The sequence below is a fragment of the Methanobacterium sp. genome (genome assembly GCA_039666455.1).
GTDB lineage: Archaea > Methanobacteriota > Methanobacteria > Methanobacteriales > Methanobacteriaceae > Methanobacterium_D.
In genome coordinates, this window is the sequence record JAVSLW010000012.1 from 23,702 (window position 1) to 31,536 (window position 7,835).

The 7,835-nt window shown below is 35.9% G+C and carries 7 protein-coding genes; 3 read left to right on the top strand and 4 right to left on the bottom strand.

From position 1 onward, the window contains the following. Together PQ963_04155 and PQ963_04160 are read left to right on the top strand one after the other, a co-directional pair. Positions 1-813 (top strand): formylmethanofuran dehydrogenase subunit C, encoded by an 813-nt coding sequence (locus PQ963_04155; protein ID MEN4028856.1) that lies wholly within the window; start codon positions 1-3, stop codon positions 811-813. A 75-nt stretch (positions 814-888) separates the two neighbouring features. Then, positions 889-2,235 (top strand): formylmethanofuran dehydrogenase subunit B, encoded by a 1,347-nt coding sequence (locus tag PQ963_04160; protein ID MEN4028857.1) that lies wholly within the window; start codon positions 889-891, stop codon positions 2,233-2,235. A 53-nt stretch (positions 2,236-2,288) separates the two neighbouring features. On the opposite strand, the gene PQ963_04165 is transcribed toward PQ963_04160, so the two are convergent. Continuing rightward, complete coding sequence (locus tag PQ963_04165; protein ID MEN4028858.1) at positions 2,289-2,861, bottom strand: ABC transporter substrate-binding protein; 573 nt, start codon at positions 2,859-2,861, stop codon at positions 2,289-2,291. A 437-nt stretch (positions 2,862-3,298) separates the two neighbouring features. Here PQ963_04165 and PQ963_04170 point away from each other — a divergent pair, with 437 nt between their 5' ends. Continuing rightward, complete coding sequence (locus PQ963_04170; GenBank protein ID MEN4028859.1) at positions 3,299-4,399, top strand: putative sulfate/molybdate transporter; 1,101 nt, start codon at positions 3,299-3,301, stop codon at positions 4,397-4,399. Positions 4,400-4,487: 88 nt separating this feature from the next. Here the strand turns inward: PQ963_04170 and PQ963_04175 are convergent, their stop codons facing one another. From PQ963_04175 to PQ963_04185, 3 genes are all read right to left on the bottom strand, one after another. Further along, positions 4,488-5,549, bottom strand: coding sequence for an ABC transporter ATP-binding protein (locus PQ963_04175; GenBank protein MEN4028860.1), 1,062 nt, complete (start codon positions 5,547-5,549; stop codon positions 4,488-4,490). A gap of 36 nt (positions 5,550-5,585) precedes the next feature. Then, a complete protein-coding gene (locus tag PQ963_04180; protein MEN4028861.1) occupies positions 5,586-6,275 on the bottom strand; it encodes an ABC transporter permease in 690 nt (229 codons plus the stop codon). 196 nt (positions 6,276-6,471) lie between these two features. Next, entirely contained in the window at positions 6,472-7,389 is a 918-nt protein-coding gene (locus PQ963_04185) for a substrate-binding domain-containing protein (GenBank protein MEN4028862.1), read from the bottom strand. Between the last annotated feature and the right edge of the window lie 446 nt (positions 7,390-7,835).

Here is a 7,835-nt window from a genome sequence, read left to right on the forward strand (position 1 = left end):
ATGAGTAAAATAATTTTAACACCTAAAGAACAGCCACAGGTACCTCTTGAGGTTGATACTATCCTTCCAGACACACTGGCCGGTAAATCCATTGAGGAAATAAAATCTATGCATATCCAGTATGGTAACAGCGAAGTAGAACTCAAAGAATTTTTTGACGTGGACGGAGAATCTGGTGAAAACCCTTCAGAATTACAAATTGAATTCAACGGTGATGTTTACAACACTAAAAGAATAGGAGAGGGAATGACAACCGGTGAAATAGTAGTTAAAGGCAACGCCAGCATGTATGTTGGTGCTAAGATGAAGGGAGGAAAAATTACAGTGGAAGGAGATGTTGAAGGATGGGCAGGACGAAATATGGAAGGCGGAGAAATTGTTGTAATGGGAAACGCCGGTGATTATCTTGGTTCAGCTTACCGTGGTGACTGGAGAGGTATGAGAGGAGGTAAAATCACAGTTCATGGAAACGCCGGACGTGAAATTGCCGAATATATGTTAGGAGGCAAAATCCAGATTAATGGAAACGTAAAGATGCTACCAGGAATACACATGAATGGTGGAGTCTTGATTATAGATGGCAATGTGATATCCAGAACTGGTGGAGAGATGAAAGGCGGTACCATAATCGTGAAAGGAAAGATTGATGAGTTTCTCCCAGGATTTGAATTTCTTGGAGCTGAAAACGACATAGAAATCGACGGAGAAGTTATACCTGGTTCATTTTATAAATTTAGAGGAGACTTTGCAACTAAAGGCGCAGACGGATTAGTATACGCTGCAACTGCAAAGAATGCTCACATAGTTCCATGACAAAGAAACTGAACCAAAAATAAATTGAATCATAAAAACAAAATAATATTAATAAAAAACTTTGGAGTGATATAAATGGAGCTTATAAAAAATGTCCCATGCCCATTTTGTGGAACCCTCTGTGATGATATCGTCTGTAAAGTAGAAAACAACGAAATAGTAGGTACCATAAATGCGTGTAGAATTGGACACAGTAAATTTATGCACCATAAAGACGCTAAGCTTTATAAAAAGCCACAGATAAGAAAAGCAAATGGTGAACTGGTAGAAGTTGAATATGATGAAGCTATAGAAAAAGCCGCCGAGATACTTGTAAACGCAAAAAGACCAGTATTATATGGCTGGAGTTCTGTCTCATGTGAAGCTGATGAGGTGGGTGTAGAACTTGCAGAAGAAGTGAAAGGGATAATAGATAATACTGCAACTGTCTGCCATGGACCATCTTTGTTAGCAGTTCAGGATACAGGATACCCTGTATGCACACTGGGAGAAGTTAAAAACCGTGCCGATGTTATTATATACTGGGCATGCAATCCAATGCATGCACACCCAAGACATATGGGCCGACACTTATTTTCAAGAGGGTACTTTAGAGAAAGAGGAAGACCAGATAGAACACTTATCGTGGTGGATCCAAGAGAGTCAGATACAGCAAAATTAGCAGATGTACACCTCCAGGTAGAGCCTGGAAAAGACTACGAGTTACTGGATGCTATAAGAGCTGCTATGAAGGGACATAAAATCCTTTATGAAAATGTTGCAGGTGTTCCAAGAGATCTAATATATGGGGCAGTTGAATTACTTAAAAATGCCCAGTTTGGTAACCTCTTTTTTGGAATGGGAATAACCCAAACCAGTGCTAAAAACCGAAACATTGATGCAGGGATATGTACCATCCAGGAGCTTAACGAATATGGTGGAAAGTTCACACTGATTCCTATGAGAGGACATTACAATGTGAACGGCTTTAACCATGTCTGCACATGGCAGACAGGATATCCTTTCTGTGTCGATTTTGCAACAGGTTATCCAAGATATAACCCTGGAGAAACAGGTACAAACGATCTACTTCAAAACAAGGAAGCTGATGCTATGTTTGTAATAGGAGCAGATCCAGGTGCGCACTTCCCTCAAAGAGCATTAGAACGAATGGCAGAAATTCCAGTAATAGCCATTGAACCTCACAGAACTCCAACTACAGAGTTAGCAGACATAATAATACCGCCAGCACAGATTGGTATCCATGCTGAGGGAACAGCCTATAGGATGGATGGTGTTGCTTTTACAATGAAAAAGGTCATAGATTCAGATCTATTATCAGACAAAGAAATAGTAGAAAGAATTTTAGAACGAGTTAAAGAAATTCACGCATCCGCATCCAAAATGGAAAGTGCAGAAGAAGTAACATCTCCAGCTAAATAACCCCTTAGTTTAAGCTCCCTATGGGGCTTAACTATTTTTATTTTTTAAATATATTAATTTCTTTTAACAGCTTTCAGTACTCCTTCATTATCATCAACAAAAAGGACACATTTTCCATTAACTAGACAGGGTTTTACTGACTTATTTTCATCATTTAGAATAATGCCTTCAGTAATTAATCTACCATCAAGCGTGTAAACTGCATCAATACCTGCACCCACCAATTTTTCAACTGGTTGAGGGCCTAATAAGTTTCTTATATTATCCTTAAGTAAAAATCTACCATCATTACCAGCAAACGCTAATCCAAGTCCTGCCATAGCTCCAATTACACCATCTTCAGTTCCACCAAGTCCTTCAAGGCGAATATTAAGATTTTTGGCAAGGGTTCTTGCATATTCCTGTGTTAAAACAGTATCTTTGGCATCCCTTGCATATGCAACAAGAGATGGCAGAATCTGGCTTTCATGAGCTACTGAAAGTCCGGGATCGCTTCCTTCAATAAAATCATCATATATCTCTTTTTTAGCAATCTCAAAAATGTCATCAATACTCTCTTTATCATCTGTATTGAGGTGAATGACTGCGCAACTGTTGTGTGAGGTGAAAGGAATATCTGGATGCACATAAAGCTGGTGCCTGGTAACTCCAACTAAGGGATATTTTTTTGAAAGTTCTGCTGCAATTGCACGAAATTTTCAACTTTTTTCTTTAAATAGGGGTTGAGATCAAATTTTTTGATAATATTATATTGTATTTCGTGTATTAATTATTTTAAACTCTAAAACTAATTTTAAGTATTCTTATTGTACATATATACATATCGATTATATCATCATGTTGTGTAATTTTCAGTTGTTTAATTTCTCGTTTTTCCTGTATTTTTAGGAACACCGGAAAATGTTATTACTGAAGAAAACATGGAAAAAACCTATGGAATAAATGTAAAAATTGTGGACATGGACCATAGAACTGCTTGTGTCCCTTTAAAAATAAAATGATATTTTAAATAAACAGAACTGATCATTCGTTTATACTATCACTAAGTTTAAGGTTTATCTTTATGAAAATTGGAGATTATAGGTTCAATTTACAGGAACTTGCAGGAGCTACCGGAGATTATGGAACTCTACTTCCCTTAGCCATAGGTTACATCGTAGTTTGTGGTTTAGATCCTACAGGATTTCTGGTGATGATGGGTATTGCAACCATTATCACAGGTTTGTATTTTAAAATTCCAATGCCCATTGAACCTATGAAAGCCCTTGCAGTTTTTGCAATAGCATCCGGCTGGCAGCCTTCATTAATATATGCTTCAGGAATTGGGATGGGGATAATCTGGCTGTTTATTGGGTCCACGGGTTTAATGACATGGTTTGCTCGAATAACTCCAAAATCAGTGGTACAGGGTATTCAGGCATCACTGGCCCTACTACTTGCAATTGAAGCTCTTAAATTCATTCAAGAAGGATGGATGCTGACAATTATAAGTATTATCATAATTTTAGTTCTAAGAAACAACCGTTATGCTCCAGCAGCGATTATTTTACTGATAATGGGCATCACCATAATGTTCTTTCAAGGTACACTTCTTTCTATTGGAGGTCCTCATTTAACTCTCCCCCGTCCAGTTATTTTTTCTATAAATCAAATCTGGGAATCCATTGTTGCTGTTGGGCTTGCTCAAATACCGTTAACAGCTACAAATGCAGTAATAGCAACTGCATATCTTATAAAAGAATATTTTCCTGAAAGAGCAGTTTCAGAGAAGAAAATTGCTTTAAATATTGGTATTATGAATATAACTCTGCCTTTTTTTGGTGGCATGCCCTTATGTCATGGTGCCGGAGGTCTTGCAGGCCAGTATTATTTTGGAGCAAGAACTGGTGGTACAAATATCATGGAAGGAATTATTTATATCATTCTGGGGTTTTTCTTTTCAGGGTCTATAGTAATTCTCTTTAAAGGATTTCCCGGTGCAATAATTGGGGCCATGATGATCATGGTAAGTATTGGCTTATTAAACTTTACGAGAGACCTTAAAGCTGAAATATCAGTTGTTCCATTAGTAATTACTGTTATAGGTTCCCTTCTGACAAATATGGCAATTGGATTTGTTGCAGGGATAATCAGCCATTATTTTATAAAAAGAATACATTCATAACTGTAATACGCTGCTGGATATTAGTTAGTTTAGCCACTGCAAAAGACTGCACTGAACATGAATAAATGAAAGAAATTCAAATCCTTTTTTAAAATACATGAACCGCAGATGCTTTAAAATACATCCAAACAGGAGTTTTAATAGAAATATCAAGTTCCCTAAGCGATTCTCGAGTTATAAAAACTGTGAATAATTCTCCAGCATTAACTACAAGCCTTATAAGTGACCCTGTATCTATTATTTCCTGAACTTCTCCATTAATAACATTTCTTGCACTTGTATTAATTTTTTCAAGAGATATTGTAATTTCATCAGGTCTTATGCTGAAATTTACAGTACCCCTTTTTTCTGTTAAAGTAAATATTCTGATTGAATCAGTTTTTATGCTTACTAAACCATTTTCATCGGTTTCTACTTCTCCAGTCATTAGATTTTCAATACCAATAAAATCCGCCACAAATTTATTTTTGGGTTTTCTAAATATTTCTTTTGGAGTTCCATTTTGGCAGATACGGCCTTTACTTAGTATAACCATTCTATCTCCAAGTTTTTGCCCCTGCATAAGGTTGTGTGTGGTCATGATGACTGTTGTTTCAAATTCCTGATTAATTTTTGTAACCAATTCTTCCATTCTGATGGTGGATATAGGGTCAAGGTTTGCAGTTGGTTCATCCAGAAGCAAGAGTTCGGGATCTGTAACCATTGCCCGTGCAAGTGCAAGTCTTTGGGTTTCTCCCCCTGATAATTTAAGTGCATTTCTATCATCATAGCCTTCAAGACCAATGACTTTAAGCATCTCTTTGATTTTCTCATCCATGTTTTCTGTTTTTCCCCTTACTCTTAAACCATATGCAATATTATCATAAACACTGGACTTGAATGCAAGCGGCTTTTGAAAAACCATTCCAATATGCCTTCGTATTTTTAGACGCCTGCTATTAGATTCATTTGCATCAGCACCTTCAAAATAAATCGTTCCTGAGGATGGTTTTTCCAGAAGATCAATTAATCTAAGTAAAACTGTTTTACCTGAGCCAGTTGGACCAACAAGTGCTGTGCTGGTTCCTTTTTTAAACTTTATATTTATATCTTTGAGTACATGGAGTTCTCCGTAATTTTTGTTAATATTTTCCAGTTCTACTATGTACATTATTTCCACCAGTTGAATAATTCTAATTTACCTGCTTTAATCTCTACCCTGCAAAAAGTTCAGCATTAAATTAATGATAAGTGCAATAGCCAGGAGTATAAATCCTAAAGCTATTGAAAGCTCTATATTACCTTTAGACGTTTCAAGAGATATTGTTGTGGTAAAAACTCTTGTAAAACCCCTTATATTTCCCCCGATAAGTATAGCTACTCCTACTTCAGATATGGCCCTTCCAAAACCAAGTATAACTGCACCCATTATGGCATATCTTGCTTCTTTTACGATAGTAACTATTGTTTGAGACGCACTTGCTCCTAAAGATATTGCTAATTCTTTTATATGGCTGCTAACTCCTACAAGTGCTGTGATAGTAAATCCAACAAGAATTGGCATTATTAACAATGTCTGTCCAATTATCATTCCAGTAGGAGTAAAAAGAAGGTTTAGAAATCCGAAAGGCCCCTGGTGAGATATTAGCAGAAAAAGAAAAAGTCCAACTAAAACTGTAGGGGCGCTGTAAAGAGTCTGGATAAGATTAATTATCGTACGTTTCCCATAAAAGTCATAATAATAAATCATTCCCCCAACAGGGATTGCTATTAAAGAGGCTATAAAAGTGGCTGTAAGAGATATATAAAGACTTCTTATAGTTATTTCAACCACTTCAGGGTCAAACGTCGCTATTAGGTATATTGCCTGTTCAATTGCTCCAATTATTTCATTCACTTAACCACCTGAAAATAGATAATCTTATAATAACTGTTTAATAACTTGTAAAGGTAAATTAATGTTTTTATGATTCTAAATTTATAGTTACTACCCGTTATATATGAGAATTTTCATTAACCTGAAAAAATATTCAATTTCAAATCCCCAAAACAATGTTCTTTAATATTTAAAAATAAAAAAGAAAAGTTCCTGATTAAGAATGTGCAGGAACACTTAATAGCGGAGCAATTAGTGCAGGTACAGGATTTGTTGGCACGGGTGTAAACAATGGCTCTCCAAACTTGGCTTTACCAAAGTTACCAATTATTTCTTGCCCTTCTGGTGAAAGCATGAAGTTTACAAAATTATTTCCTGCTTCTACATTGGTTCTTGGATGTTTCTGTGGATTGATGGGTATTGCTGTATAAACATTCAGTAAGTCTCTTCCTGTTGTTACTAAAGGTACAAGCTTTATTTTACCCTCCTTAGAAAATGACAGGAATGTCCCTGAATCAGATATTGTGTAAGCATTTTTCTCATTGGCAATTATTAATGTATCTCCCATTCCTTTACCACTTTCTATATACCATGGACCTTTGGTTTTATTAATGTCTATTCCGCTGGTATTCCATATTTTCTTTTCCCTTGCATGTGTACCTGAATCGTCACCACGGGATACGAATTCAACCTGAGGATTTGTTTTTCCTTCTTCAGCTATTTTTTTGAACGCTTCTGTAGCATTCAAACCTTTAATACCTGCAGGGTCATCGGCAGGGCCTACAATCCAGAAGTAGTTGAAAGCAAATTCAGTACGGTTTGTACCGAAACCTTCGTTAACAAATTTTGTTTCCCTTGCTTTATCGTGGACAAGCATAAGATCTACGTCGCCCCTTTCACCGTACTGTATGGCTATACCGGTTCCTCCAGAAACGACATGAACATCTACTCCAGGATATTTTCTCTCAAATGCTGCTTCTAACTCTTTTAATAGTCCTGTATCTTCTAAGCTTGTAGTTGTTGAGATCCTAAGCTTTGATTTATCTGGACCAGTAACTGTTGTGTAAGCATAAACACCTACAGCGGCAATAACTACGATAACTGCTGCAATAATTGCTATTGTTTTATTATTCATGGAATTAGCCCCCTGTTAGATTTTGATTATGGTATGTATAATATTAAATGAATGCTATATTTAAGCATATCGGTTAGACATTTAGTAGGAAAAATATGGTCCCACATGATTTAATTACCATAAAAATGTTTGAAATTAATTATATCAATTAACAGATGGTGATTAATCAAATTATCTTTAAAATAAATAAAAAACCCGGAGCACGGAATGGTTAAAAAGCTCCGGTTAAAAAAACATCTTAGCGAGGATGAAGCGAATGTCTATCATTTCAATTTTTTGTGGAACGTAATGTATAATAATGCATATTGAGTATATATAGTTTTCCATTTATAGTATAAGACGTAATATTTTTAACTAATGAAGATCATAATTATTATTCATGAGTAGAACCCCTTCTTTAAAAGTTAAAAAATGGATTACCCGTGAAGAATTGAAAAAACTGATAA